The sequence below is a fragment of the Ruegeria sp. BA2 genome, assembly GCF_056539605.1.
On the sequence record NZ_JBQFVE010000013.1, the window covers coordinates 95,704 to 119,561 of the forward strand.

At 57.6% G+C, this 23,858-nt stretch carries 18 protein-coding genes and 1 tRNA gene; 8 read left to right on the forward strand and 11 right to left on the reverse strand.

The genetic code is table 11. From position 1 onward, the window contains the following. The first annotated feature begins 11 nt into the window (after positions 1 to 11). The 7 genes from ACR0NN_RS20800 to speB all read left to right on the forward strand — a co-directional run bounded on the left by ACR0NN_RS20800 (position 12) and on the right by speB (position 8,911). Positions 12 to 1,502, forward strand: coding sequence for a di-heme oxidoreductase family protein (locus ACR0NN_RS20800; RefSeq protein ID WP_480685453.1), 1,491 nt, complete (start codon positions 12 to 14; stop codon positions 1,500 to 1,502). Positions 1,503 to 1,505: 3 nt separating this feature from the next. Next, on the forward strand, positions 1,506 to 2,516 hold the full coding sequence (locus tag ACR0NN_RS20805) for an imelysin family protein (protein ID WP_170723753.1): 1,011 nt from the start codon (positions 1,506 to 1,508) through the stop codon (positions 2,514 to 2,516). Between the two features lie 3 nt (positions 2,517 to 2,519). Next, a complete protein-coding gene (locus tag ACR0NN_RS20810; protein WP_170723754.1) occupies positions 2,520 to 3,605 on the forward strand; it encodes a DUF1513 domain-containing protein in 1,086 nt (361 codons plus the stop codon). Between the two features lie 102 nt (positions 3,606 to 3,707). Continuing rightward, complete coding sequence (speA, locus tag ACR0NN_RS20815) at positions 3,708 to 5,597, forward strand: biosynthetic arginine decarboxylase (protein WP_170723755.1); 1,890 nt, start codon at positions 3,708 to 3,710, stop codon at positions 5,595 to 5,597. A gap of 14 nt (positions 5,598 to 5,611) precedes the next feature. Continuing rightward, complete coding sequence (locus tag ACR0NN_RS20820) at positions 5,612 to 6,823, forward strand: saccharopine dehydrogenase family protein (RefSeq protein WP_480685456.1); 1,212 nt, start codon at positions 5,612 to 5,614, stop codon at positions 6,821 to 6,823. Between the two features lie 79 nt (positions 6,824 to 6,902). Further along, complete coding sequence (nspC, locus tag ACR0NN_RS20825) at positions 6,903 to 8,072, forward strand: carboxynorspermidine decarboxylase (RefSeq protein WP_170723757.1); 1,170 nt, start codon at positions 6,903 to 6,905, stop codon at positions 8,070 to 8,072. Beyond that, positions 8,069 to 8,911 (forward strand): agmatinase, encoded by an 843-nt coding sequence (gene speB / locus ACR0NN_RS20830; protein ID WP_170723758.1) that lies wholly within the window; start codon positions 8,069 to 8,071, stop codon positions 8,909 to 8,911. Before nspC ends, speB begins: the two co-directional genes overlap by 4 nt. Here the strand turns inward: speB and ACR0NN_RS20835 are convergent. From ACR0NN_RS20835 to ACR0NN_RS20875, 9 genes are all read right to left on the reverse strand, one after another. Beyond that, positions 8,908 to 9,498: an HD domain-containing protein gene (locus tag ACR0NN_RS20835; RefSeq protein ID WP_170723759.1), complete on the reverse strand. Its 591-nt coding sequence runs from the start codon at positions 9,496 to 9,498 to the stop codon at positions 8,908 to 8,910. The genes speB and ACR0NN_RS20835 overlap by 4 nt on opposite strands. A gap of 85 nt (positions 9,499 to 9,583) precedes the next feature. Continuing rightward, positions 9,584 to 10,723 (reverse strand): LPS export ABC transporter permease LptF, encoded by a 1,140-nt coding sequence (lptF, locus tag ACR0NN_RS20840; RefSeq protein WP_170683464.1) that lies wholly within the window; start codon positions 10,721 to 10,723, stop codon positions 9,584 to 9,586. 72 nt (positions 10,724 to 10,795) lie between these two features. Then, positions 10,796 to 12,208: a flavin-dependent monooxygenase QhpG gene (gene qhpG / locus ACR0NN_RS20845; RefSeq protein ID WP_480685459.1), complete on the reverse strand. Its 1,413-nt coding sequence runs from the start codon at positions 12,206 to 12,208 to the stop codon at positions 10,796 to 10,798. A gap of 7 nt (positions 12,209 to 12,215) precedes the next feature. Further along, positions 12,216 to 13,526: a radical SAM/SPASM domain-containing protein gene (locus tag ACR0NN_RS20850; protein ID WP_170723761.1), complete on the reverse strand. Its 1,311-nt coding sequence runs from the start codon at positions 13,524 to 13,526 to the stop codon at positions 12,216 to 12,218. Further along, positions 13,523 to 15,283, reverse strand: a complete 1,761-nt coding sequence (locus ACR0NN_RS20855) for a ferritin-like domain-containing protein (protein ID WP_170723762.1) — start codon at positions 15,281 to 15,283, stop codon at positions 13,523 to 13,525. Before ACR0NN_RS20855 ends, ACR0NN_RS20850 begins: the two co-directional genes overlap by 4 nt. After that, the gene (locus ACR0NN_RS20860; RefSeq protein WP_170723763.1) at positions 15,276 to 16,949 is read right to left on the reverse strand and encodes a hypothetical protein; all 1,674 of its coding nucleotides are present in this window, start codon (positions 16,947 to 16,949) and stop codon (positions 15,276 to 15,278) included. Before ACR0NN_RS20860 ends, ACR0NN_RS20855 begins: the two co-directional genes overlap by 8 nt. Positions 16,950 to 16,988: 39 nt before the next feature. Then, positions 16,989 to 18,554, reverse strand: a complete 1,566-nt coding sequence (locus tag ACR0NN_RS20865; protein ID WP_170723764.1) for an FAD-binding oxidoreductase — start codon at positions 18,552 to 18,554, stop codon at positions 16,989 to 16,991. A 121-nt stretch (positions 18,555 to 18,675) separates the two neighbouring features. Further along, positions 18,676 to 21,981 carry an adenylate/guanylate cyclase domain-containing protein gene (locus ACR0NN_RS20870; RefSeq protein WP_480685461.1) on the reverse strand — a complete coding sequence of 1,102 codons (3,306 nt, stop codon included), beginning with the start codon at positions 21,979 to 21,981 and terminating at the stop codon, positions 18,676 to 18,678. Positions 21,982 to 22,208: 227 nt separating this feature from the next. After that, positions 22,209 to 22,284 (reverse strand) — tRNA-Trp (locus ACR0NN_RS20875). Positions 22,285 to 22,426: 142 nt separating this feature from the next. Here ACR0NN_RS20875 and ACR0NN_RS20880 point away from each other — a divergent pair. After that, complete coding sequence (locus tag ACR0NN_RS20880) at positions 22,427 to 23,131, forward strand: DUF374 domain-containing protein (RefSeq protein ID WP_170723766.1); 705 nt, start codon at positions 22,427 to 22,429, stop codon at positions 23,129 to 23,131. A gap of 32 nt (positions 23,132 to 23,163) precedes the next feature. On the opposite strand, the gene ACR0NN_RS20885 is transcribed toward ACR0NN_RS20880, so the two are convergent. Together ACR0NN_RS20885 and ACR0NN_RS20890 are read right to left on the reverse strand one after the other, a co-directional pair. Continuing rightward, positions 23,164 to 23,385 (reverse strand): hypothetical protein, encoded by a 222-nt coding sequence (locus ACR0NN_RS20885; protein ID WP_170683472.1) that lies wholly within the window; start codon positions 23,383 to 23,385, stop codon positions 23,164 to 23,166. A 249-nt stretch (positions 23,386 to 23,634) separates the two neighbouring features. After that, the coding region (locus ACR0NN_RS20890; protein WP_480685119.1) for an EF-Tu C-terminal domain-related protein at positions 23,635 to 23,858 on the reverse strand (224 nt) is incomplete at its 5' end.

A 23,858-nucleotide genomic window follows, 5' to 3' on the forward strand; every position in this document is an offset into this window, starting at 1 on the left:
CCGTTTTAGCGGTGGCCGTTGTCTCGGCCACCCATTCCCAGGCGACCGAGCTGCGGGATATACATCTGAACTTCCTTCCACGAACTGTCGAAGAACGCACGCGCATCGAAGCTGCAACATCAGCACCTGATGACTTCAGTGCAGCGCAACGATTTGAAGAGCTTTCCGCCGGTGCCGCAACCGTGCGCGTTCGCAATGATGCAGACGCGTTTTCGCAGCCCTCGGCCAATATCAGTTTCGAACAGGAGCTGGATTTCAAGGTCGGCAATGGGTTGTTCAAGAAGATCTGGGTCTCGTCACCTTCTTCCACGTTGGCGTCCGACGGGTTGGGGCCTTTGTATAACGCCCGCTCCTGCCAGCGCTGCCATATCAAAGACGGTCGAGGCCATACGCCCAACGGGTCGGATGATAGCGCCGTCTCGATGTTTCTGAGGATTTCGATCCCGGGTTCGCCAGAAGACGCTCCTGCCGAAATCGAAGACTATATCGCCACCTTGCCAGACCCGAACTATGGCGGCCAGATGCAAGACTTTGCACTTGCGGGTCACCCGGCTGAATACAAGCTGGACATCGCTTACGAAGAGGTCCCGGTTGAGCTGTCTGATGGGGAAACCGCTTTGCTGCGTCAACCGACATACAAAGCTGCAGATCTGGGCTATGGCCCTCTGCATCCCGATGCGATGCTCAGCCCCAGGGTCGCGCCACAGATGATCGGATTGGGGTTGCTCGAAGCAATTCCGGTTGACGATCTGCTGGCGAAAGCTGACCCCGAAGATTTAGACGGCGATGGCATATCCGGGCGTCCGAACATCGTGTGGTCGAATGAGTTCGGTGAGCCCATGATCGGTCGCTTTGGCCATAAGGCCGGGATGCCCACAATCATGGAGCAATCCTCGGCTGCCTTTGCGGGTGACATTGGAATCTCAAGCCCGCTCTATCCTGCGCCGCACGGCGATTGCACCGAGTTTCAGACCAATTGCATCAATGCCCCGCATGGAGACTCCGATGCACGCGGTTTTGAGATTGATCAGATTGGAATGGATCTTGTCGCCTTTTACAGCCGCAATCTTGGTGTTCCGGCGCGGCGTGACGTTGATGATCCAGAGGTGTTGCGCGGTAAAGAGGTCTTCTACGTCTCAGGTTGTGCATCCTGCCACACACCAGCCTATGTCACGCACCGGACGCCCGAACGGCCTGAGCACAGTTTCCAACTAATCTGGCCCTACACCGATCTGTTGTTGCACGACATGGGCGAAGGTCTTGCCGACAATCGCCCCGAAGCCCGTGCCACGGGCCGTGAATGGCGTACCCCGCCGCTTTGGGGCATCGGCCTGACCGAGCGTGTGTCAGGCCACACTCAATTCCTGCACGACGGTCGGGCGCGATCCCTGCTTGAGGCGATCCTGTGGCATGGTGGAGAGGCGCAGGCAGCCCGCGACACTGTCGTGTCGATGCCGAAGGCCGACCGGGATGCCCTGATCAGATTTCTTGAAAGCCTTTGAACTATGCGTAGCCTTACCCTTATCACTGCCCTGCTGATCCCCTTAGGCGTTCACGCGCAGGTTCACGGGCCGATCCTGATGGATGTGACAGAAACGCATATTCTGCCGCGCTTTGCGCAATTGGCTGAGGCCACCGAAGTATTGGCAACGACCGTACGGGCCGATTGCACCCCGGAGTCCAATGAACTGCGCGCTGCCTACGGCACAGCATTCGACAGCTGGATTTCGACCAGCCATTTACGGTTCGGCCCAAGCGAAACCGAAGACCGTGCATTCGCCATGGCATTCTGGCCCGATACCAAAGGGTTCACGCCCAAAACCTTATCCCGGCACATCGAAGGCGAAGACCCCGCCGTCGAAACCCCCGAAGCTTACGCCGAAACGTCCATTGCTGGTCGGGGATTCCTGGCATTGGAGCGCATGCTCTATGATCCGGCGATGGCGGAAAGGGGCAGCGCTGAATATCGCTGCGCCCTGATCCAAGCGATCGCGATCGATATCGACCGAAATGCTGAGGCTATGAATGAAGGCTGGCAATCCTACGCACCAAAACTGACGCAGCCGAGCGGCGACAGCACCTATCGCTCGGACGATGCGGCGATGCAGGAGTTGTTCAGAGCGCTGACAACAGGCCTTGAGTTCACAGCCGATACAAGATTAGGCCGTCCTTTGGGTACCTACGAACGTCCCCGCCCCAACCGCGCCGAAGCGCGCCGGTCTGGCCGGTCGTTGCGCCACGTAGAATTGTCGCTGATAGCCTTGCGCGATTTGGCCGCGCGCCTCTCCTTTGACCATCCCGAGATTGCAGGCAATTTGGATGCCGCCTTTGCGCGCGCCATTGATCGGGCTCAGTCTCTGGATGACCCCACCTTCACCAGCGTCGACACACCGCAAGGCCGCATACGGATTGAAGCATTACAGCAATTGATCAACGAAATTCGTGCAATCGCTTCGGAAAAGCTTGGCCCGACGCTTGGAATTATCGCTGGGTTCAACTCATTGGACGGGGACTGAGCGTTGAGCAACCGCCGTACGTTCATCGCCGGCCTCGCCGTCGCTAGCCTAACCCCTGTCACGGGCTGGTCGTCAGTGGGCGCCCCGGACTATCTGGCCGCTGGACTCTTTCCCGATGGCAGTTATCGGCTTTCTGGACTTGACAGCACAGGCACCATCCTGTTCTCGCTCCCCCTACCTGCGCGTGGCCACGCGGCGGCAGCACATCCGCGCAAGGCACAAGCGGTGGCCTTTGCCCGCCGTCCCGGCACTTTCGCCATCGTCATCGATTGCACCGAAGGTTCCATCGTCAGGCAATTAGAGGCCCCAAGGGGTCGCCATTTCTACGGACATGGCACATTTACAGCCGATGGTACCCGTTTTTTCACAACCGAGAACGACTATGAAGCCGCTGAAGGAGTGATCGGCATCTGGGACGCGGCCACTTTTGCCCGGCTGGGGGAATTCCCGTCGGGCGGCATTGGCCCTCATGACATGCGCTTGCTGCCCGATGGTGATACGTTGGTCATTGCCAACGGTGGGATCGAAACACACCCTGACACCGGCCGGACCAAGCTAAATCTGCCCGCGATGCAACCCAACCTGACGTATCTGGATCTGTCAGGAACTGTCTTGGAACAGGTAGAGCTTCCCAACACGCTACACAAGAACTCGATCCGTCACCTTGCGGTGCGCGACGATGGCCTTATTGGCTTTGCTATGCAGTGGCAGGGCAGCCAAATTGAACACCCAGCCCTGCTTGGCCTTCATCAAAGGGGCGAAAACCCGCGTCTATTGTCGGCGCGCGATACGCATCAAAGCGGAATACGGGGCTATGCTGGCAGCGTCGCCTTTTCCTCGGATGGCCAATCTATTGCAATCACCTGCCCGCGTGGGAATGCTCTGCACCACTTTGATGTTCAAAGCAGATCCTTCCTCGGGGCGCACGCGCTCGAAGACGTATGCGGATTGGCAGCCGGTGAAACGGGATTGGTCTTCACGACCGGCACTGGGGCCTTTGGCGCGCTGAATAGCGACGGGGCAAAAATCTCTGCCCGATCAGCCTGCCAATGGGACAACCACCTGATCCCAATCCGTTCCGTCGGATAATTCTCGGCAGTCCCCCGTTTGTCAGATTACACTTGGACGAATCAAACCTCTGCCGTATTGGCGGGCGCGAAACCAGTATACCTAAGCCAAGGATTGACCTGATTGAAACAGACGCCCGACGCACCGCATTCCATCTACGGGGTTGAAAAATGGGGCAAAGGCCTCATCGAGGTGACGGATCAGGGCGAGATCGGTCTGCGCAATCCGATGACTCCGGAAACGGCGGCGATAAGCCTTCCCGGTATCCTCAGTGATCTGGACGACCGGGGTATCAAGGCCCCGATGGTCCTGCGCGTCACCTCCTATCTTGAGCACGAGATCGCACATCTTAACGAAAGTTTCCACGATGCCATTACGCGCGTGGGCTACAAGGGGGCTTATCGCGGCGTCTTTCCAATCAAAGTGAACCAGCAGGCGCAAGTCGTCGACCGGATCGTCGAGTTCGGCAAAAAATACAACTACGGCCTTGAAGCCGGGTCCAAGCCCGAACTTGTGGTCGCATTGGCGCACCGATTGGCCCCAGAGGCTCTGATCGTCTGCAATGGTGTCAAGGATGCCGAGTTCATTCAACTGGCGATCCTGTCCCGCAAAATCGGGTTCAACACGGTGATCGTTCTGGAAAGCCCGAAAGAGGCTGACACGGTCATCAATGTCTACAAAGAACTGGGCATTGAACCGCTGATCGGCGTGCGGGTGAAGCTCACGAACCAGATCAGCGGAAAATGGGAGGAAAGCTCGGGCGACCGTTCGGCCTTTGGTATGAACACCGATCAATTGGTCGCGACTGTCGACAAGCTGAAAGAGGCGGGCCTACTGCACTGCCTCAAGCTTCAGCACTCGCATCTCGGTTCACAAGTGCAGGATGTGAACGATGTGCGCCGCGCCGTGGGTGAAGCCTGTCGCTACTATACGGAACTAACCCGCGAGGGCGTTCCGCTGTCTCATTTGGACCTCGGCGGCGGCATGGGTGTGGACTACACGGGCGAGAAGAAAGCCGCTGAGAATTCAATCAACTACACAGTCGAAGAATACTGCGCCAACGTTGTTGAGACCGTCGCCTATGCGATGGACGAGGCTGAGATTGACCACCCGACATTGGTCACTGAAAGTGGCCGTGCCGTCGTCGCTACGTCTTCAATGCTGTTGTTCAACGTACTGGAAAGCACGCTCTACGACGCGCCGAATGGCCCCGAGGTTGAACCAGACGACCACCATCTCGTCGCAGACCTTGCTGCGGTACATGGCTATCTCAGCCAAGACCGTCTGCAGGAATGCTGGAACGACGCCACGTTTTATCGCAACGAGCTAAGGGCACTTTTCAGGCGCGGCTATGTCGATCTGCGCCAAATGGCCCGGGCCGAACGCATCTACCTGTCCCTGATGGCCCGCCTCAAGGCGCTGGCGGCCAGCGATGATCTGGAAACCGATGTGAACGATCAGCTTGAGAAAGTGGCCGATATCTACCACTGCAACTTCTCGCTGTTCCAATCCCTGCCGGATGTCTGGGCGATCGACCAACTGCACCCGATTGTGCCGCTGCAAGGCCTGAACGAAGCCCCAGACCGTCGCACAGTTCTGTCCGACATCACCTGCGACAGCGACGGCAAGATTGACCGGTTCATCCTCGCCGATGGCGTTTCCCCCAGCCTGCCGGTGCATTCGCTGCCGGATGATGGCGAGTATTTCATGGGCGTCTTCTTCGTCGGCGCCTATCAGGAAACGCTGGGCGATCTGCACAATCTGTTCGGCGACACCAATGTCGTCACCATCGACCTGCGCACAGATGGCGGGTTCGACCTGCTGCACGAGCAAGAGGGAGACACGATCAGCCAGGTCCTGTCTTACGTGGAATTCGATCCACAGGATTGCGTCGCCGCCTTCCGCAAAATGGTGGACGAGGCAATCTCGACCGGTACTCTGCAAGCCAAGGACCGCAAAACCCTGATGAGCGCCTATCGCGACTCGATCAACGGCTACACCTATTACGAATGAGAAGGAGACAGACCATGGGCAAAACACTGGTTGTCGGCGCGGGCGGCGTATCCCACGCAGCCGTGCACAAGATGGCGATGAATTCGGATATTTTCACCGAGATCACTCTGGCCAGCCGCACGAAATCAAAATGCGATGCCATCGCCAAGGCCGTGAAGGAACGTGTCGGCGTGGATATCGCGACCGCAGAACTGGACGCCTACAAGGTCGAAGACACAGTCAAGTTGATCCGCGAAACCGGCGCGGAAATCCTCGTAAACCTTGCCCTGCCCTATCAGGATCTCCTCCTGATGGATGCCTGTCTTGAGGCCGGTATCCACTACCTCGACACCGCAAACTACGAGCCCGAAGATGAGGCCAAGTTCGAATACCACTGGCAATGGGCCTATCAAGAGCGTTTCAAAGCGGCAGGCCTGACCGCAATCCTCGGCTCTGGCTTTGATCCGGGCGTGACATCCGTCTTCGCCACATGGCTCAAGAAGCACAAGCTGGACACGATTCGTCAGATCGACGTGCTGGACGCCAATGGCGGCAGCAACGATCAGGAATTCGCGACCAACTTCAACCCGGAAATCAACCTGCGCGAAGTGCTGGCTGAGGTTCGCCACTGGGAAAACGGCGCGTGGCAGCATAGCCCGGCGATGACCCACAAGGTTGAGTTCGATTTTCCTGCCATCGGCCCCAAGAACATGTACCTGATGTATCATGAGGAGCTGGAGAGCCTCAGCACCCACTTCCCCGAGATCGAACGCGCCCGATTCTGGATGACCTTTGGCGACGCCTACATCACCCACGCCAAGGTGCTGGAAAACGTCGGCATGACCCGCATCGACCCAGTGATGCACGACGGCAAGGAAATCATCCCGATCCAGTTCCTGAAAACCCTGCTGCCCGATCCCGGCGATCTGGGCGCGGAAACAAAGGGCAAAGCCTGCATTGGTGACATCGCCACGGGTCAGGCCAAAGACGGCTCGGGCGAAAAGACCTATTACATCTACAACATCTGCGACCACGAGGAATGCTATGCCGAGGTCGGCTCCCAAGCCGTCAGCTATACCACCGGCGTTCCCGCCATGATCGGCGCGGCACAGTTGCTGAAAGGCAACTGGCGCGAACCGGGCGTGTGGAACATGGAGCAACTCGACCCTGACAACTTCATGGACATGCTGAACACCCAAGGCCTCCCATGGCAAGTCCACGAACTCGACGGTCCCGTCAGTTTCTGATCTTCATCTTTTCCCAAATACTCCGGGGGGTCCGGGGGGGCTGGCCCCCCGGCCTCTCCAACAATCGGAGACGCCTGATATGTCCGACATGATGACCACTCAAGCGGGCGATGCCGGAGCGTTCCGCAATTTCGACCTTGCCCGCGTGCCCTCGCCCTGTTTCGTGGTCGACGAAAAAGCGGTCGAGCGGAACCTGCAAATCCTCTCCGATATCGGCACCCGATCCGGCGCGCATGTCCTCAGTGCACTCAAAGCATTCTCGATGTTCTCGCTCGCCCCGCTGGTCCGTCAACATCTTGGTGGCACCTGCGCCAGTGGCATCTACGAGGCCCGCCTGGGACGCGAGGAATATGGTGGCGAGGTTGCAACCTTTTGCGCGGGTTACAAGGATGCCGATATCGATGAAATCCTGTCGCTCTCCGACCACATCATCTTCAACTCTCCGGCACAGAAGGATCGGTTTCTGAGCAAGGCTCAGGCCGCAGACGTTCAGGTTGGCCTGCGCATCAACCCCGAACATTCCGAAGGCGAGATCCGCAAATACGACCCCTGCGCCCCTTGTTCGCGCCTTGGCACCCCTGTCAGCCAACTCACAGCAGGAACCCTGGCTGGAGTTGACGGTCTGCACATGCACACGCTCTGTGAACAGGGGTTTGAGCCGCTGCAGCGTACGTGGGCGGCAGTCGAGCCAAGGCTCAAACCATACCTCAACCAAATCAAATGGCTGAATTTCGGCGGCGGCCACCATATCACGCGCGACGACTATGACCGCGACGGGCTGGTCGCGTTCATCAAGGCCATCCGCGCAGAACACGATGTCGAAGTTTACATCGAACCCGGTGAGGCAGTCGCGCTGGATGCAGGTGTTCTGATCGGAGAAATCCTGGACCTGCCCACCAATGGCATGAACCTTGCGATCACCGATATCTCGGCCACATGCCATATGCCCGACGTGATCGAAGCGCCCTATCGACCTGCCCTCATGGATGAAGCCGAGGTGGGCCATACCTACCGCCTGGGCGGCCCCTCCTGCCTCGCCGGTGATGTGATCGGCGACTATACGTGGGAAAAGCCGCTCAAGAATGGCCAGCGCTTTGCCTTCCTCGATCAGGCGCATTACTCGATGGTCAAGACCAACACGTTCAACGGTGTGCCTCTGCCAACCATTGCACTTTGGAATAGCGAAACGGACGAGCTGAAAATTATCAAACAGTTCGGCTATGACGACTTCAAGGACCGCCTCTCATGAGCATCTTTCTCGAAAGTGAACTGACCGCATCCGAGCGAACCGAAGGCGCCCGCTTCCGTGTCATCCCGGTGCCACTGGAGCGCACTGTATCCTACGGGTCGGGCACCGCCAAAGGCCCCGAGGCCATTATTGAGGCCAGCAACGAACTGGAACGAATCACCGGCCACGCCGAACCTTGTGTCGAAGGTATCTTTACCGAAGACCCGCTGAACTGCGACGGTCCCCTGTCCGAAGTCATGGAGCGCCTCGCCCAGCGTACCGAAGCCGCCGTTCGCGCGGGCAAAGTACCGGTTACGTTAGGCGGAGAGCATTCGCTGAGTTATGGCGCAGTGATGGGCGTGGCGCGCGCACTGAACCAGCCCATCGGGATCGTCCAGATCGACGCCCATGCCGACCTGCGCAATGCTTATCAGGGTGAGAAACATTCGCACGCCTCGGTCATGCATCTGCTGGCTGAAGAAGGTATCCGGCTGGTCCAATTCGGCGTTCGCGCCTTTTCCACCGAAGAGGCGCAAAGCCGTTTGAAGAACCGCGTTTTCCACGTCGACGCCGAAGAACTGGTCACCGGCAACATCCACTCCGCCGACCTGCCCGCGGATTTCCCCGAACTGGTCTATGTCAGCTTTGATGTCGACGGTTTGGACCCGTCCCAGATGCCCGCCACCGGAACCCCGGTGCCAGGCGGGTTAGGTTACTATCAGGCGCTAAGGCTGGTCGAACACGCTCTGCAACACCGCACATGCGTGGGCTTTGATGTGGTTGAACTGGCCCCGGACGGCAATGCCGCCTGGGATTTTACCGCTGCTCAGATTGTCTATCGCCTGATGGCCGCCTGCTAGTCGTCAGCGGTTTCGTTCAGTTCCATATGCCCCTCGCCCTTGTTCAGGACGCGGCGTAGCATGGGCTCAAAAAACTCCAGCGGTTTTGTCGGATAGTCCGGATCAAACGCCTTCTGGTCATACTCGTGGCAAAAATAGCGGCAATCTTCCCAATATGGGCTGTCGCGATACTTGTCGCGCGCGTTACGATCGCCGCCAAGATGGTGATTGTAGTAATACCCCTGAAACACGCAGTGATGCTTGAGGATCCAGTGAGTCTTTTCGCTGACATAAGGCTTCATCATCGCCGCTGACAGCTCACCATGGTTGTAGGGCGACAGGATATCACCCGTGTCATGGATCAGGGCTGCAACGATCAGTTCTTCATCCGCGCCATCCTCGTAAGCCCGCGTCGCGGCTTGCAAACTGTGCTGATAGCGGTTCACCGGATAGGGTGTCCACTCTTCATCCAACGAGCGGATGGCGTCCAGAATACGATCCGGCAAGGCCGCGTTATAGGCCTCTTCATACTCCATCACGGCATCCCAATCCGCTTTGGTCGCCTCTTCAAAACTGGTCCAGGTGGGTTTGTGGCTTTTGTCCAGCACGGCGCGCTCCTATGGCTGCTAGCCAGCTCAAGTTACCCAAACCGGCCTGCAACGCAAAAGAATTCTATTAGGCGAATGCCTGAAATCACGCCGTGGTTACGGCACTACCTCTGTTAGCCGCTGAGCGACGCATCAGAGGCCGCCCGGCGATGGACAAGAAAACGCCGGACAGAGCGACCCCCAACACCGCAGGCAGATACAACAATATCCACAATCGTGGGTTTTCAATCACCAGAGGAGAGACAAACCCCCGCACGCCTTCGAGCAATACAAGGATCGTAAACGCGGCCAAAATCTGAGGCCACAGCCCAAATCGCGAAAAGCTGCCAAGCATAAGCGTAGAATACCCGACCAGCGCAACAGCGATACAAATTGCGATCCAGGAAAACCTCTGGTGAAGCTCGTCGATCAGATGTCCGACACTGTGATCATCCTTCACAGCAACCGCTTCCCGGTCCCAAATAAGCTCCACTGTGGGAATAGCCTCAAGGCTTCGGTGGCCCATTTCTGAATTCTGTGTCAGTTCGGAAATGTCATATGACGCATCTTCGAACAGCGTGGATGACAGCGTGTTTCCAGCTTCATCAAACCTCAGCGCCACACCATCCAACATGACCAGATGAATGCCCGAGGCTTGATTGACCAGATAGGCTGTGGTGCTGGAATAGCTGACGGGGTTGATATCGTCGCGCCGGTCTGAAACGAACACTTCTCGGAGCGTTCCATCCAGATCAATGCCACCGATGTAGACTGTCACACCGTCAGCCGGGTGCAGGAACTCACCCTCGTTCAGCAGTTGCGCTGTGACGTCCCCAGCGACCTCGTCTTGTCGCTGTTCCAACTGATCAACCGATGCAGGGCGCAGGAAAACGCTGATGACGGCCATCATCAGACCTGCGCTAAGCCCGAACATCAGGACGGCACGTGCCAATCGCCAAGGGCTGGAACCAGTTGCCAACATCACCGTCATCTCGCTTTCGCGGCTCAGGCGGTTGGTGGCATAGACTGCCGCTGCAAACACCGCCATAGGCATGACCGTTCGGATCAGTGTCGGCAAAGTCAGCGCTGTGAACTCAAGAAACACCATCGCCGATTGGCCACCACTGATGACGCGATCAAACAGGCTGACCGAACGCGTGATCCAGAAAACCCCGACAAGTACCAGAGTGAAAAAGCCAAACAGCACCAGCAATTGCCGCAGGAAATACCCATCAAAACGCGACATGCGACCTCTTGTTTCTTGGCGGTTGGCGTTGCGGCGAACCTTATGCCATTCGATGCGCCGAGGGAACCTCGATTACGACCGTTCGGCGGCAGGGATCAGGATACGGTGATACCAGAGCCAGCGCAGAATGCGTCGCGCACGTTGCGCATCGACGACGTTGGACCAACGTGTGGCAATCTCCAGTGCGGTGGCCGCACCATCCAGTCGCTGTAGCAGAGGGCCCAGCGATGCGCCTTCCAGATTTGCCACCGGTCGTGAAAGGTTCGGATGCGTGACAACCACACCCGGCTCAATACATGAGGCGGCCTGCACACCTGACGTGATTAGCGTAGCCTCTGTGGAAAGGCTCAAGGTTTGATCGTCGCGCAAATCCTCAAGATTTGGGTCTGTCTCAGCCGGCTTCAACCAATCCTGAGGTTGCGCGCGTTCCGCCCAAAAGGGCGACGGATTGGTTGCGTTCTGCCGGGCGTAGAAATCAGCCGAGAGCGCCGCATGGGTCTGTACGCGCTCAGCTTGGCGTTCGGAATAGAACGATAACGCCATTTCACTATGTTCTGGAGTTTCCAACACTGTGTTTACGACCGCTGCTGCCTGCATGGCCTGCCCCATCGCCAATTGAACACCTTGCGATGACAGCGGATCGACCGAAAAACTAGCCTCTCCAACGCGCAAAAGATCGCGTGATGGAGGTGTCGTCTCAACCCGACTGGTCGCATCCGCACGACGCACGGGCCCGGTCCGGCGCTGTTCGAGACAAGGCGACAGTAAGGTCGATTGTGCCAACAGGTTCAGGTAGAGATCGCGCCGGTCAGCAGGCGAAAGCCCGATGCAGGTATCCGGGTCGACGAAAACCATTGCATTGACCATGCCATCGGGCAGTAGAGCTCCCCAATACCAGTGCGACGCCCCAGCCTCGACCCGCGCTTGCGGTCCAAATCCCGGGGGGCTCTGCCAATAAGCATAAAGCGCTAAAAGTGGTTGGGAGGATGCGCGAAATCGGCGACCCAGACCGGCTTGCCGTCCTGCGGCATCCAGCAGAATTTGCGCCCGGATATGATAGGAATCCGTATTGGTCCGAACCGGAATCTCCCAACCGGACTGCCTACGTACCGGACGATAAACGCGCGCAGGTTGGAACACTTGAACCCCTGCCGCCCGGGCCGCGTTCAACAAGAGCATATCGAATTGGCCCCGGTCCACTAGAAGACCGGGATGATCACCGTCGATGCCGCGACGTTCGAACGAACCAGCCCAATGCAAAATCGATCCGTTGGCGCGCAGGAAATCGGCTTGTGCTATTCGTTCACTGACCCCAAGCAGGTTCAAGATTGGCCAGATCGAAGAGGGCAGAGACTCACCAACATGTTGGCGTGGGAACGCCTCACGCTCGATTAGGCAAACGCGGCGGCCCAACTGTGCCAGCCTCAGCGCAGCCGCGCTGCCTGCTGGGCCGCCACCGACCACGCAGATTTCGGTCTCTGTCATCATTTGATCAGGCTGATGCTGCCTGTGCGGGCGCGCCGAAATAGTCGGGGCGCGCCTCCGACAGGCGCACATAAGCCTGCAGGCAATAATGCAACCAGCCGCGAATGTAGTCGCAGGCCGGGCGCCCGCGATGAATAACCTCGTGATGACAGCCGCCACCGCATAGATACCGCGCCCAACAGGTGGTGCATGGCGATTGCGTGTGCACATGGCGCTCTGCCAGCCAATCTTCGCGCCGCAGGTCTGGGCCATCATATACATCGCCCATGGCACCGGCCTCGTCCTCGACAAAGCGATGACAAGCAAACAGGCCGCCATCGGCAGATACGCCGAAATAACCTCCACCTGCGCCGCAGGCATAGGGGCGGTGCGTGCCTCGATGAATTTCCTGCATCGCGGCCGCCATATTCGAGAACGGATAGCGCCGCCCTTGGATCACCGCCGCCTCGAATACCTCGCCGCAGCGTATCATCTGAGTCAGCATCTCGTGCAGATCGTTCAGATTCAGCTCGTGCTGACCATTGGGCGAGGCTAGCATCGGTGAGAACCCAATCGAATGGAAACCCATCTCGACAAACCGATCCAGCGTCTCGGGCAGGTTCATGTTTTGTGGTGTGACCGTCACCCGGGCACCGACCTGCATACAGTGCTGCACAGCCAGCAAGGGCTCGACCCGTTTCAAAATTGTATCGAAACTGCCGCGCCCACCGCGATTGGGTCGCAACTTGTCATGGACCTTGCCCACGCCATCCAGACTGATGGTGACGGCAAAGCCATGTTCTTCGAAGAATGACGCATCCTCGGGGCGCAGCAAGGTGCCGTTGGTCGTGATCGAGAACCCCACGCTTAACCCGTTTGCCTGCGCCTGTTCCAAAGCATATTCCGTGGTGCGCCGTACCAGATCGCGATTGATCAATGGCTCCCCGCCCAAATAGGCAAGGTTGATCCGCACTCCTGGCTCGGCCTCGGCAATCAGACGATCGACCGAAGCTTTGGCAACCTCCCATTCCATATTCCGCGCCGGGCCACCGAACTCTCCACCCGCTGCATAGCAATAAGTGCAGGCCAGATTGCATTTCTGAGCGACAGCGAGCGACAGCGAACGCACCGGCATGTCCTGTGGCGGCGCATCATCGATGAATGGCGTGCCATCCAACCCCATCGACCTGAGGAACGCGCTTTGGTCGGGCTCACCCATGACCGCAAACCGCTCCGCAGTCCCTGCTGGTACATCGAACACGCGCGAGCCATCGACGGCCAGCATGTGATCCCCATGCCCGGTGTCAAAGAAATGCACCTGCGCGGAGGTTGGGGTCACGCCTTGCCCTCCGACCAGAACGGAATACCGATCCCTTTTGCAGCCAACGCTTCGCCCTCGACACGGAACAGCTTCATGTCGTCACGGACCTGCTGGATATAGGTCTGGGATTCTTCGAACTTGCCGTCTGCCTCCAGCGTATAGGCCTTGGCCAACCCATCTTTGACCCTGGCGTACAGATCCAATGCCGTTTTGGCCTGCGCTTCGGTCCCGACCTCAATCGGGCGCAAGTATGCGGGTGTGTCCTCGCCCGTGTCGTATTTGGACAGAACGTCTTTCATCTGGCTAAACCGCAAAAAGTGCTCGTCCCCATCCGTGTCGATCCGAACCGCCAGTGCATAGAGGCGGCGTTCAGGGAACAAATCCTCTTGCTCCAGTGTCGCGACACATTGCGCATAAGCCCGGTCGATGGTGCCGCCGGGGCGCTCGATCTCAATGAAATCTGCCAGTGCTTCGGCCGTCAACGGCCGCAACTCTCGTGGCTGCGTCTTACCCTTGCCCGCTGGCAGGGTTTCTGACGGGGTCAGAACTGGTTCATACCCCTCTGGCTCAAGCTCCCACAACAATTGGTTTGCCCAGCGCATATGCGTCATCTCACCAATGGCGACCTCCAGCACCGAACGGCGGGCAAAGATCAGATCGTCCTTAAGCGTCGGCCATTTCTTGGTGTCCGCAGACTCTGGATCCGCCAGCGAGAAATAGGCATAGAGATACTGCAGGCTCAGCGTCATCTCCATCGCAGCCAGACGTGTCTTGAGGTCCTCGATCATCGCCTCGGGCTTGTCATAGGGCTCGACCCCCGGCAATTCGGGATCAACCTCGTAAACCTCGCCCGTTTCGCGGCCTTCGACGACGATGGGCAACTCGCTCCACATCTGATTCACCTGATAGTGGTCGATCTGATAGGGGCGGTTCTGTTCCACCGTATTCAGCGCTGCGACATTCCCGGACGGGGATTTATCCGAGCGCAGCCAGTCCAGATAGGTCTCGGCCTCGATCGGATTTTTCGACTGGCCCGATGGCAGCTGATCGTCATGGGCTACCTCGGCCATCACCACATCGGGGTGGTTCGAAGGCCAGTAGTGGCAGCCGCAGTCACGGAAATCATGGGACCACGGATTGCACAGGCTCTGCGTCAATTCACCGGGGTCATAGGCTTCGCTGAAGACACCCGCCTCGGTCCGGTACTGGCGGCGGAAACCGTGCAAGACAACCTGCTCGGTATCCACGATGCCCTCATGATTGCGCCGTTCCAGAGCAATGCTGACCGGTTTGTCATCGCCATGTTCCAGACTGCGGATAAACCGCCAGATCATCAGCCCGTCATAGGGTGTGCCGTCTTCCTCCTTGAAAGTGATGCGCTTACCGCTCTGCTCGACCCATGACAGGAACCAGCGCCCCTGGCTGAGCTTTGCGCCCACGTCGCCGCTGTAGGCCTCCAGCAAGGTCTGCACCCATTCTTCGGGACTGTTGTCGGGCAGCATCGGGTCGTAGAAATAATCGACAAAGACCAGATGGAAGCCTTGCGAATTTTTCGGCGCCTCGGGCACGGGGTTCAGCGGCACCCGTGCCGCGTTGAACACCAGACCGGGGAAAAAGCGCCGGTCCAGGTTACGTACATCCATTTCCAGACCGGGAAAGCAATTGCCCACCGATCCGTCCAGTCGCGTGTTGTCGGGGTTGCCCGGCACCTTATACGCCGCGCGGGCGGTCAGGTTGCGCGGTTTGACGCGGATTTGGCCGGGTTGATCAGACATTCTGAGCCTCCAATTCCTGTGCGACCAGATAGTCGATGAACGAGATCACCAGATGATACTGCCTGCGCGACAGGGACAGCGGGTAATAGTTGGAATCACGCATATAGGGCGGCATCCGCGCGTCATGCATTGAGTCGCGGATGATCCGCGGGTCGCGAAAATCCGGGTTCGGGTCCTGATCGGGGTTCGGGTCGGTCTCAAGCTCGGTCAGGATGCCATAGGGTGGGCGCAGTAGGGTTTTCACGAAATCCGGGCGGCGGCGCAGGAAATCCAGCAGGTTGGCCTCGTCGATCAACTGCTCATGCACGAACTTCGTCGCCACTGTATAGGGCAGACGGTCATTCGGCACCGAGTTGGAAAAGACCGAGATTGGCTGCGGGCGGATCAGTTCATCGATCTTGTCTGGCGGCCTTGCATCCTCTTCCGTCATGGATTTTGCGTCAGTCGAGGGCAAGCCGGGTGTTGGGGAAATCCCGGTCTTAGCCTGCAGTTTTGCATTGTCCTTCAATCCTTGCGCGCGGATATCGTCAAGGTTGATCAGGCTGTTGGTTTCGAACGCACGACGGAAGATATCGACCACTTCGATTTTGGCCTGTGTGTAGTTTTCCTCAGTTACCGAGATCAGCGACAGATCACGGTCGGCCAGATCATCCTCAAGGCTGTAGAAGGGCCGCGCGTCAGGTGCAAAATCGGGTGGTCCAGTCATGATCGTAGCGCGCGCGGTCAGACGCTCGCCGCGTACAGCCAGCGTCGCCTCAATTATACCATCGCTGGTGTCATCGGCCACGCCCCAGGATTGGTCATTGCCGACGCGGGCACCATCATAGCTGTCATGCGGCTCGGGGTCGTCCGAGGTGCCGGACATCATGATCCACTTCGACCACGGCGTGTCTGGATTCAGGATGCGATTCTGCTCGGGCACGATTTCATGGATGCGACCATATTCCGATTCCGGTGGGTCGTTTTGATATCCCGGAACCGCCAACGTCGCCGGACCATAAGCAGCATCCGGCGGGCCATAGACCTCGCCTTTCGGAGGCATGAAGCGCAGACGCAGGATGCTGCGGTCGATGAACTCACCTTCAACCGGCTCATCATAACCCTGCACCGGATGCATCGCACGGATCGAGCCCAGAGGGATCGGGTTGTGCTCATAGACCATCGGCTGTTGTTCGGACGTGTAGGGGCTAAAGGCTAGCAGCGGTTTCGGGGTGAAATCCTGCCCCGCAATCTCGACCCGTGCGCGAAATCCGCAGGCCGCATCACCGGTCCGACGCTCGGCCTTGGTATTTCCGACGGTGATCGAATAACGCACGTTCTGAAGTGACAGGCCCTGATCGTCGAGCAGGTCCAGCGTCACCGGCGTCTCATATTCTTCACCCGTCTCGGCATCATGCATCCGCGCCCACAGCTCAAAGAACGGAGCAACCGGACGCAGCGCGCCGCCTTCGTCACGAAAGCGGATCGTGTCGGGGTCGGGAAGATAGGCGGTGACACTGCCATCTTCGACTTCGCGCAGGGTTATGTTTGAACGGACGACTGTCTTGTTGTTGCCATGCGCATCCATATCCTGCTGCCACTCATAACTTTCCAGCGGCGTCTCGCCCGGCCCTAACCGGGCAACTGCCATGGGTGGCAGAAAGAAAATCTCCTGAATCGTGTCCATGCTGGGCCCTCTCCCGTTTGGCCGTGGCTGCCCCTGCTTTCAGGGGTTCGAATAGCTTTCGTATGTGATGGTCGGGTCGTCAAAGATCGACTTGGACGTATCTCGGATGATGTCCGGCGGCGCGTCGTCCGGCAGCGGAGAAATGCTCTGCTGATAATGGAAGAAATTATGCGGATCGAATTTCTGCTTCACGAACAGCAGCGAGTTGAAATATTCACCCCAATATTGCCAGCGATAGTTCTTTTGCGTGCGACGCGGGTAGTTCTGATAGACGCGGTCGATAAAATAACCCTCGTCGGTCATCAATTTCATGAACCCGTCGAGCCAGGGCACCACGATCTCCTTTTCTTCTTCCGACAGCCAGAACACATCGACGTAAAAGTTCAGCGACACGTCACGGTGGATAAAGGCGTTGCCCTCTTTGCCCAGAGGCATCCGGTTGATCGCACCGCCATAAGGTTCAATTGCCACAGCGCCATAGGCATTAGGTGTACTGTCAAGGTAGTCCACAACGCGCTGCCATTCGGCCTCGCTGAGCTGGCGTTTGATGTATCCAGCCTGCTTATCCTCGCGCGCCTGATCCGGCACGACAGGGATGTCGTACTTGTCGTCATAGAGCCACGAGTTGATTTCCTGATAGGTGCCGTAGTTCTCGTCATCCTCACCCATCTCGCCGCCAATTTCATCGCTCAGCAAAGGCTTGATAAACGCCTTGCCTTCCTCGGGCTTGCCATCATAAAGCGCCGAAACCAGCAGCACCTTTCGATCCCCTTGATAGGCCAGAAAGATATAAGCTCCGAACCGGTCATCCTTGCAGGTGCTCATATAGTTAGCCTGCAGGAACTCCAGCGCTTTGGCGGCTTTGTCCAAAGGCCAGGTAATGTGACAACCCCAAACCTTGTAAAGCGGGTGTAGCTGATACCGAATTTCCAACAACACGCCAAAGTTGTTGCCGGTTCCGCCCCGGATGGCCCAGAACAGATCAGGGTTGGTGTCTTTGTCGGCAACAACAATACTGCCATCCCATAGCATCACGGTGACACCCAGAACGCTGTCACAAGCCATCCCAAGCCTGCGCGAAGTAAAACCATAGCCGCCGCCCATCATGAAACCCGCGACACAGACGTCCTGGCAGGCGCCCCCTGGCACATGCAGATGGTAAGAATTCAATTCTGAATTCAGCATCTTGAACGGCGTGCCCGGCCCCACATAGGCCATCGGCACTTTGGGATCGACTGTGACATACCGCATCCGGCTGGTATCCAGCACCATCTGGTTGTTGACCGAGTATCCTGCCGTGCTGTGCCGCCCCGATCGCGCAACGACCCATAAGTCATGCTTACCGGCAAATTCAAGGCTGGTACGCACGTCCTGAATGGTTTCGCAATAGACGATAATCTCAGGATAATCCTGAAATGCAGGGTTCCAGACCTGACGGTCGCGGTTGTATTCCGTGTCGGTTGGCAGGGTGACTGTTCCGATCAGCTTCTTTTCAAACGCGCGTATCTCATCGGCTGAAATCGAGTGATATTGCTGCAAAGCCAGATCAGTGCGGCTTTGCGCCACGATATCTTTGGCCAGAAGGGTTTTGCTGATCTTTTTCATCGGGTCTCCTCAAACCACAAGAGCCGGGGCGCTGGACTGGTGTTCCAGCGCCTAAATTTCGAATTTTAGGTATCAACCCAACTCTGCCCGCGCCCAAGCTGGCAGCATTGGGGGGCTCGGGTCAAGTGGTCGTTTCCATCAACGCGCGTGCGTCCCTAAGATCAGGCAATTGCGCATCCTTTTGGAAATGCGACATGGCAGTATTCAACGTCTCACCAATGGGTTTTCCGTTGCGCTGTCGCCACTCAGCCAGGGCAACCGCCGCACGAAGTTCATAGAGCCGGGCGCCTTGCATCTGAGCGGTTTCGATCGCGCGCAGGAGCAGTGGTTCCGGGTCACCACCGGTTTTAGCAACCAGCGCAGCCTCAATGCGCAACTGATCGGATTCGGCCCATTTTTCTTCAGTTTCGCTCAGAACATTTCTGGCGTGTGCCATGGTCTGATGCGCCGCCTCGTGATCTCCGGCATTTGTCTGAAGCTCGGCGATCAGCGAAGGAAAGAATGCCTTGTAGTTTCCAGCTCCGACCGACCACCAATCTTCCGACGCTAGACGCAGATTTTCGATATGCTCAACTTCAGAGGTAATGGTCGCTTTTGCCCAGCTTTCCCAAAGCCGCGCAATTGTAGCCATAAAGGGCAGCGAATGTTCTTCGGCGACTTCGGACAATGCCTGTACATCCTTTTGCAAGGCAGGGATGTCGCGTGCCAGCAGGTGAACTTTGCACATATAGACTAAAATCTGCGCTACGCTATGCGCATGCTTAAGTTCTTTGGACCATTCCAGCGCGGTGTTTTGCACCTGCAAGGCATCCTGATGTCGACCCATTAGGCAATAACATGTGCCAAGAAATGCAGACGTGATCGCGGCATGATCCGTGCCGTAGACATAGGCCAACTGGCTATGTATTTCGAAATCATAGAGCGTCCACGCCTGCTCGAGATGACTCTGCGCTTCGCGCAGGTTGCCCAAATGCAGCTGGACCGCCCCCATGGCGCGATGTCCCACCATCCGGTGTTCTGTCTTGCCGCTATTCACCGCCAAATCGAGGATTTGGGCCGCTACTTCTTGCGCCAACCGGTATTCGGCACGCACCAGATGGAAGGCATATAGCCCGTTGAGCACAGGAAATAGCCGCTCGGTCTCATCTGCCCGGTGGCACAATTCGCGCAGGCGCCCATAAGCTTCGCCGGTCGCATCCCCCGAGATGCCACTGGTTGACCGCAAAACACCAGCGCGCAGAATCTGGATGTCGATTTCCCGCAAATCCCGTTCGCGGCTTTTGGGCAGATCAGTCAGCTGATCTAGTGCCTTCGTCAGATGGGTCAGCGCTTCGGCCTGGGCCGAGCGTTCAATCGCGCGACGCCCTGCGCTTTGCCAATGCATCACAGCCTCTTCTGCGCGCTGCGCCAACGCGTAGTGCTGGGCCAAAACTTCGGGCTGGGTCTGCGCCAATTGCGGCTGATTTTCCAACAGCGCCCCGGCTGCGCGATCGTGCAAGGATTGCCGCTCGGTCCGCAACAGGCTGTCATAGGCCATGTCGCGGATCAAAGCGTGCCGGAATATGAACTCATCCTCTGTCGCATCCGGCGCTTGCAGAATGATCCCGGCAGATGAAAGCTGCTCTAACCCCGACTGCAGAACTGTAGGAGACAGGAACGAAACCGAAGCCAGCAATGCGATTGAGAACTGCCGCCCGAAAACAGCGCCGGTCTGCGCCACCTCTTTGGCCTTACCCAAACGATCAAGGCGTTCCATCAGCGAATCTTGCAGCGTGCTGGGAACAGACAGCGAAGGCAGCGGCCCGCGCAGGGCATACCCCTTGTCGGAAAGGCGCAATTGCCCGGATTCCAGCAAGCCACGAGTGACTTCCTGAACATAGAGTGGAATACCATCCGTCTTGGCTGCAATCAGATCGCACACCTCGGCAGGTACCGCGTTGCCACCAGCAACCTCAGCCACAATCTCGGCGACATCCCGATTGGTCAGACGTTTAAGTGGTATGTGCAATGTATTGTTGTGTTGGCCCCACCCCGGATCAAAACCGGTGCGCGCCGTCACGACGATCAATACAGGGAGGTCCCGAATATGTTCAATCACCCGATCTGTCAGAGACAAGGTGGTCGGATCAACCCAGTGGGCGTCTTCGAACAACAGCAACACCGGACGTTCACGCGCCAACGCAGCAAGCTGTTCGGTCACAGCCTCGAGCGTCTGTTCAAGCTTCACCTGCGGCGGCAGATCGAGAGGCCCAAGTACTGCATCAGCATCAACGCTCAACAAGTCGGCGATCAACCGTACGTGCTCGACCGGATGATGGCGCAAGAGATACGAAAGTTTCCCCAGCTTATCCTCGTCGCTATCCGTTGATGCAAATCCCGCCGCACGTTCCAGATGCTGAATGATCGGGTAAAGTGCCGAGTTGGCGTGAAGCGGCGAACACTGGAAATTCAGGCGAAGCGCGCCTTGGTCCAACACTTCTTGACTGAGCCCCTCAATCAAGCGCGATTTACCGATCCCCGCCTCACCTGAGACCAGAACCGATTGCCCGGCACCCTGACTTGCCTCGTTCCATTTGCCGATCAACTTGCGGAATTCAGCATGACGCCCGATGAGACGGCCAGCCCCAGCATCCGGCATGATGTCAAATCTGCGCTCAATCCGGGCCTGGCCTGTAACGATCCACGCTTGTATCGGTTCCGAAAACCCTTTCAGCGCGAATGACCCGCGATCTTGCAGTTCAAAAGCATTGCCCACCAATCTTCGAGTTGATGGGCTAATGATCAAGGTATTGGGCTCGGCCAAGCCTTGCAAACGCGCCGCCAAATTCGGCGTGCGCCCCATGACCACGTCATGTTCTCTAAAACCCTCGCCGTGGATTTCACCCACAACAACAAGACCAGTCGACACACCGATCCGCGCGGTCAGACGCTCCTGACCTTCCATCCGGATAAGACCTTCCAGAATATCCAGACCGGCAAGAACAGCGCGTGAGGCCGCATCCTCAACCGCGTGCGGATAACCGAAATAGATCATCGCCCCGTCGCCCATAAAGTCGGCGATATGGCCACCAAACCGGGCCACCGAGGTTGAACAGATCTCTTTAAACCGGCGCAGCAGTTCCCCCAGATCTTCCGGGTCCAACCGCTCAGATAAAGCAGTCGACCCAACTAGATCGACAAACATTACAGTCAGTTGCCGCCGTTCCGCCACGATCTTGCCACTGCCCTGAATCGGCGCCGGATTGGCATCCCTCGTCCGCCCCAAAGCGGCCATGAGTCGACGCCGGGGCCCAAGCGGCAGCCCAAGGTCGATCAGATCATGTTCAGTTAGATGCGCGAGATCGGCAAAGGTGACTTCATTTGACGCAAAAACCGGCGCATATTTCGAAAGCCCGTATTCTTCAAGGAATGCGTCGATCTCTGTCATTATCCCCATTGTCCCCGATCGTCTCCGGGTTCCCCTACCCGGTCAGGCTTGCCCATATTGACACAAAAGCCCAAAGACTTTGACCATTTAGGTGGACGGTCCTGATGGCTTTTCCTTCAGCCTTGATCAAGCTTTTTCTTTCTTGACGAGCGCGTCAAGTGAATTGCGCAGACCGTGTGTGTCGATCCCGCTAGTTGTTGCATGAATTGCGCTGTCGCTTTGAAAAATGGCAGGGGCAGCAGGGTTCGAACCCGCGACCTACGGTTTTGGAGACCGTCGCTCTACCAACTGAGCTATACCCCTAAGCTGGGCCATCAGATATGACAGTGGCGCAGAGGACTCAAGAGGCTTTTTCAGTTTTCCGAACTCTTTGCGTTTGACAAAAAAGTTGCGCCCGGCGCGCAGTTCTTTAAGACAAGGCTCGGCCAGCAGGAGGACCGCAGCCTTGAGCATCCGCAAGAGAATAGCCGACAGCGAAGCCCTGCTGAATTGGGTCGCACGCCGCATCGCAAGCTATATTCGGATGGTTCACCGCAACACACGCTGGCAGCGCATCGGATATGAAGAACTGGACCAACTGGCAGAACAGGGTGAACCGGTCATCGTGGTGCTCTGGCACCAGAGATTGGCGCAATCGCCTTATTTCTTCCCTTTGGACAAAGGCCGCATCTGCTCGATCACCTCAGCCGCACGCGCGGGCAGCATGGTGGGGCGGGTGCAGAAGTTGTTCGGGATGGATACAATTGCCATGTCCAGCCGCAAACGCCACGTCGCCTTGTCGCGCGAGGTGTTGGGCAAGATGAAGCAAGGTATCTCGATCGGTATCGCCGCGGACGGCCCGCGCGGGCCCGAGCGTGTCTCATCCACAGTTCCGCTGGTTTGGGCCCGCACCTCAGGCAAACGCGTATTCGGCATTACCTATTCTGCGCGGCATGGTCGCGAAGCCGGAACCTGGGATCGCCTGCTCATGCCGCGCCCCTGGCGCAATGAAGGCGTGTTTCTGTGCCGCGAATGGACCGTCCCAGTTCCGCGCAAAGCCAGCGAAGAGCAGATTGAGGCCCTTCGGCTGAGCCTTGAGCAGCACATGAACGACATCACCGCCGAGGCCGACCAGATGGTCGGACGTGAGCCTTGGGCGAAGGATGTGTGAACCAAAACCGACGGGAAACGGCAACTACACCGTTATGCAGCGTCTACACTGGCTCTGACCGAGGTCGCTCGGCTTGCCAAACCGTCTGACAACTCGGCAAGCTTGACGTCAAAGCGCTTCCGCTCTCGGCAAAAGTCGCTGATATTGCAATCAATTTCTTGTTCGTTATCGCCAAGTATGGCTGCCCGCATATCGTCCAGATCCTTACTATGAAGGATCTGTGCTCCATAGTTCAGAAACTCAAAACCAAACATCTTATTCTCCCTTGATCGCCAGGGCCGCTTTTCGTGCGGGCCTACTTTGCTGTTGCAAGGGATAGCTGGGAGTTCAGTCTTGGGATGAAGTGGACGCTAGATTAAGAAAGCGCAATCGATCACTATTATGCGCCATGGGCTCAACTTGTCAGAGAATATTCGACGAATAATCTCAGGCAAATCCGAGGTAACATTTAAAAAGGCCGCCCCAAGGGACGGCCTTAATTCGTTCAACGGTTGGGTCCGAGATTACTCGACGATTTTCGACACGACGCCGGCGCCGACAGTGCGGCCGCCTTCGCGGATGGCGAAGCGCAGGCCGTTTTCCATCGCGATCGGCGCGATCAGTTCAACCTCGAACGACACGTTGTCGCCGGGCATAACCATCTCGGTGCCAGCCGCCAGGGTCACGGTTCCGGTCACGTCAGTTGTACGGAAGTAGAACTGAGGACGGTAGTTCGCGAAGAACGGAG